The 382-nt window shown below is 58.4% G+C and carries 1 protein-coding gene; it reads right to left on the bottom strand.

Going from position 1 to position 382, the window contains the following annotated elements; genetic code table 11:
* A partial coding sequence (locus A7976_RS13235; protein WP_371440624.1) for an inositol monophosphatase family protein occupies positions 1 to 325 on the bottom strand: 325 nt, incomplete at its 3' end.
* Positions 326 to 382: the final 57 nt, after the last annotated feature.

Raw genomic sequence — 382 nt, 5'->3', positions numbered from 1 at the left:
CTTCACGAACCAGCAGCTCGCCTGCGGCGAAGTCCCACGGGCGCAGACCGATTTCAAAGAAACCGTCAACACGACCCGCAGCGACGTAAGCCAGATCCAGCGCCGCAGAACCGGTACGACGGAAGTCTGCACATTCGTTGAACAGTTTGCCGACGATGTTGATGTAGGTAGTGGCGTACTGTTTTGCTTTGAACGGGAAGCCGGTCGCCAGAATAGTACCGTCGAGATCGCGAGCGGTGCTGCCGCGCAGTCGGTAGCCGTTCAGCTGTGCGCCCTGACCGCGAGTGGCGGTGAACAGTTCGTTACGCATAGGATCGTATACCACAGCAACTTCGGTGCGGCCTTTGATACGAACAGCGATAGATACCGCGAAGTGCGGCAG

This window comes from Methylobacillus sp. MM3 (genome assembly GCF_001645185.1).
GTDB lineage: Bacteria > Pseudomonadota > Gammaproteobacteria > Burkholderiales > Methylophilaceae > MM2.
This window is presented reverse-complemented; position numbering and strand designations above follow the sequence as displayed.